Source organism: Pseudoalteromonas rubra, from assembly GCF_004212645.1.
GTDB lineage: Bacteria > Pseudomonadota > Gammaproteobacteria > Enterobacterales > Alteromonadaceae > Pseudoalteromonas > Pseudoalteromonas rubra_G.
Map to the genome: position 1 here is coordinate 1 of NZ_PPUZ01000064.1, position 2,886 is coordinate 2,886.

Below are 2,886 nucleotides of genomic sequence, written 5' to 3' on the forward strand. Positions count from 1 at the left end.
ATGATTTAGGAAACAACGCCCTATGGCGTCAATAACTAAATTTCAGCAATTGGCGCTTCCCACATTGTTCCGTCTCTGAGCATCGAGTTCAAGGTAACGACTATCTTTCGAACACAGGCAATTAAGGCCACTTTTTTCGGTTTTCCTGATGTGACCAGCTTTTGATATTGCGTCTTGAAAACAGGGTTGGATTGGATGGCTGACATCATAGCCATATATAAAACAGTCCTAACCTGGTGGCGGCCACCTTGTATTTTTCGCATCCCTTTGAAGCGGCCGCTTTCGCGATTAACTGGCGCGACACCAACCAATGCAGAGGCTTGTTTGTTGGTCATGTAACCGAGTTCAGGCAAGTTACTGATGATAGAGGCTGCGGCGATTTTCCCGATCCCTTTCATACTTTGTAATAGAGAGTTCTTTGCCTGATACTCAGGGCATGATTCGATCAGTTTGATGATTTTATTTTCAATTTTTTGGATCTGATTTTTGAAGGCGGTTAGGATCGGTTTTATTGTCATCGCCAGCTCTTTGGGCAAAATGTGTAGCCTGTTTTTCTCCATGGTCTGCATGACAAGCAATTGGTTTCTTCTTGAGACCAAATCGCTCATAAGCTGCATAGATTCTGGCTTTAGCTTAGATAGGGGCGGCTTGATTGCTGCGCCGTAGTGTGCAATCAGCTTGGCGTCTAGTTTATCGGTTTTAGCTCGTTGGCCGATTGCACCGGCGAAGCGTTTCACATGAATGGGGTTGGCAATAACGAACGGTAAACTTGCTTTGGAGCATGCAAGAATGAATGGCATCTCGAGAAAATACGCAGACACCCAGTGGCAGATAAGTTTTGGAGTGGATGTCTGTCAATTCTGTCAATTCTTGAACCAATGAATGCCGACCCGGATGTAAACAACGAAGACGTATCAAGACGCTACACGCACGACGTGATCCGTCCTGTTTCTTTCTACGATGGCAAGCCAGTTGACCTGGGCTTCGTTGGTTCTTGTATGGTTCACAAGGGTGACATGCAGATCATCGCACAGATGCTACGCAACCTTGAGAAGCAAAACGGTTCAATCGAGTTCAAAGCACCACTGGTTGTTGCGCCACCTACATATAACATTGTTGATGAGGGCAGGTTCAATTGAAAGTGCACCTGCCTGCATTCGGAAGCTGACTTTAGGAATGAGTGTCTCCCAAACGTCAGGATTGGGTGTCTCTCGAGCGCTCCTTCCCAAACGAGTGTCTCTCGAATGTCCTAAATCCGTGGTAAAGTCTCTGAAGTTAAAGAAATATGTTGCATCAGTATCAACCCGTGAAGGATTTTTTACCTGAGATGATATTCCGCATGTCAAAAAAGAAATCACGGTTATGGTTGCAAAATCCAGGGGTAAACTGATTAAAGGAGTTAGGGTAGATGGTAGCTAAAACGTTTCTATCATTTGTTCTATTGGGTCTCACAGCCTCACAGTCTTGTGCAGAGGAAGCTAATGTTCTTCCCGATGCCTTTGATTTGATATACGAATGTGGTGACAGTGACTTTCGTGGCAGCCTTCAGAGCCATCATACCGTTCTCGAATCGATAGAGGGAGTTGAAGCTTTTTTGAAGCTCAAATTACCGGTGTGGGCGTTTTCACTTGTTAGTGAGGTCGCCGACAGGTCTTATGATAAATACCTTAGGCGAGATGTGTCTATTGACTTGATTGAGTCTGCGCGCGTTTACTTCTTAGAAACTTTGCGCCTGGAGCTGGTTAATCGAGCTAAGAGCAAGGGGTTGAAAGTGGGAGACTGTGGAATGGAAATTGCTGACATTTTGGATGAAATAAATCGTGATAAGGTCTACCTGCTTCATCATAATAGCTTTCACAATTTTTTTATACGGGCGAATATCCCATCAGAAGTTGTGAACAATGAAGATGCCTCGTTTCTTTTGGTGTTAATGGCTATGCCTCAGGCTAATGCGGCATCTGGGGTGTGTAAAACTTACAGTCAGTTGGGAGCAAGAGGAACTTCTCACTTTACCTACTGTAATTAACTTTACCTACTGGAATTAACTTTACACTCAATTCCAGTAACACCTCAAAACCCCAAAAAGAAAGACATGAACACATAATGTTAGTACCTCAGGAGTAGGGGTCTGCCAGTTTTTATTTTGCTACTGAGTTACAACCCTGATGTAAATGCTTGCGGTATTAACTCTGCATTCGAACCCATCTAAATGTTTGCGTACACGCCAACCTGCAAAACAACTTTTGCCAAATCAATACCGTTCACTGTATTATTGTTCATAACTGTATGACTCCAATAATAAAAGCTGACCAGTAATGCATAGCAGGAAGAAGGGAGTCGAATTATCTGTTAGCCCAAAAAAGGAGAATTTTTAACAATGCACATTATCTTAGGTTTGCTCGGAGAAGAAAAGCACGGACACCCAGCCTTATCTGTTCTTGATACGGGTCCATAGACAATGAATACAAGAAGTGCGTGGACACCCAATCATAAATTGCCCTAAATTTGGGGTCAGATTTCGCGCGAGAAGCGCGGACACCCAATCAATAAATAGCACGGACACCCAATCAAAAACTGTCCTACATTTGGGTCTGCTGGGTGGGGTAGAAAGTACGCAAAATTACGCAGACACCCAGTGACAGACAAGTTTTGGAGTGGGGCTATGTTCTAAATCGAGTAGTTTTGAATGTACGCCTTCCAGTTGCCGCGCGAGTGCGTAACCCACAATCGCGCCGCACAAACTGGCAAAAATAACCTTTCCGGGGATCTCCATTGACTTTCTCCCTCTGTATATCAGCGATATATTCGCCTGGTTTAACAAGGTAATAACATGATACCCCAAACCCCCGTGCCGCTTGCCAGTACACCACAACACAGGGTTATGAC

2 protein-coding genes and 2 pseudogenes are annotated in these 2,886 nt (G+C 44.3%); 2 read left to right on the top strand and 2 right to left on the bottom strand.

Annotation, left to right across the window (positions count from 1 at the left end; genetic code table 11):
• Nucleotides 1-35: 35 nt before the first annotated feature.
• Nucleotides 36-806 (bottom strand): annotated as a pseudogene (locus tag C3B51_RS19625) (IS110 family transposase); the annotation flags it as partial.
• A 60-nt stretch (nt 807-866) separates the two neighbouring features.
• Here C3B51_RS19625 and C3B51_RS19630 point away from each other — a divergent pair.
• Both C3B51_RS19630 and C3B51_RS19635 read left to right on the top strand, forming a co-directional pair.
• Nucleotides 867-1,124: pseudogene (locus C3B51_RS19630) on the top strand (hypothetical protein); the annotation flags it as partial.
• A 284-nt stretch (nt 1,125-1,408) separates the two neighbouring features.
• Nucleotides 1,409-2,026, top strand: coding sequence for a hypothetical protein (locus C3B51_RS19635; protein WP_130246143.1), 618 nt, complete (start codon nt 1,409-1,411; stop codon nt 2,024-2,026).
• A gap of 594 nt (nt 2,027-2,620) precedes the next feature.
• Here the strand turns inward: C3B51_RS19635 and C3B51_RS23640 are convergent.
• Entirely contained in the window at nt 2,621-2,773 is a 153-nt protein-coding gene (locus tag C3B51_RS23640; protein ID WP_165389207.1) for a hypothetical protein, read from the bottom strand.
• Between the last annotated feature and the right edge of the window lie 113 nt (nt 2,774-2,886).